Origin of the sequence: Streptomyces sp. BR123 (assembly GCF_013401435.1) — a bacterium.
GTDB lineage: Bacteria > Actinomycetota > Actinomycetes > Streptomycetales > Streptomycetaceae > Streptomyces.
Genome location: NZ_JACBGN010000652.1, coordinates 1 through 820 on the forward strand (window position 1 = coordinate 1; position 820 = coordinate 820).

General features: G+C 75.4%; 1 protein-coding gene. It reads right to left on the bottom strand.

Translation table 11 applies throughout. The annotated features are described in order from the left end of the window. Positions 1-784: sensor domain-containing protein (locus HYE82_RS36885; RefSeq protein ID WP_179178579.1), on the bottom strand; the 784-nt coding region annotated here is incomplete at its 3' end. Positions 785-820: the final 36 nt, after the last annotated feature.

Below are 820 nucleotides of genomic sequence, written 5' to 3' on the forward strand. Positions count from 1 at the left end.
CCTTCGCCAGGCCCAGGCCCATCGCCAGGGCCACCAGGCGGGCCTGGGCCCCGTCGTGCAGGTCGCGCTCGATGCGCCGCAGGTCGGCGGCCGCGGTGTCCACGACCACGCCCCGGTCCGACTCCAGTTCGGTCACCCGGTGGTCCAGGCGCGACGGCCCGAGCAGCCCGGCCACGAGCAGCCGGTCGACGGCGGTCAGCGCACGGAACACCCCCGGCCCGGCCAGCGTCAGGACCAGCCCGGCCAGGAAGGACAGGGCGATCTCGGCCGGCGAGTCCAGGTGGAAGGTGTAGTCGCCGTTCTGGAACAGCTGCAGCCCCGGCTGGTCGGTGTACGCCGGGAAGACCCAGAACCACAGCGGGTACAGAAGGAGTGACCAGGCGCACGACCACAGCACCAGCGCCAGGCAGAACGCGAACACCGCCCAGGGGAACCAGACCACCGCGTACAGCGCGTGCCGCCAGGCGCTCCCGCTGCCCAGCAGCGCGCCCACGGCCCCGACCAGCCCGCCCTTGCGCGCCAGGACCGGCCCCGGAGCGGCGACGGAGGCCCCCAGCAGGCCGCGCGCGCGGGCCCGCTCGACCCGGCCGAACCCGCGGCACATCAGCAGCACCCCGGCGAGCACCGGCACCCCGAGGAAGGTGACGAGCAGCCCGGCGCCCAGGGACAGGCCCGTGATCGCGAGCGAGAAGTACACCGTGCTCAGCGGCAGAGAGAGCAGCAGGTACGCGAACTCCCGCCAGGTCCGCCCGGAGACCGGGGCCCGCAGGGCCCGGCCGAGCACCGTCCCGCGGGACCCTGCGGCACCCGCTGCCCCTGC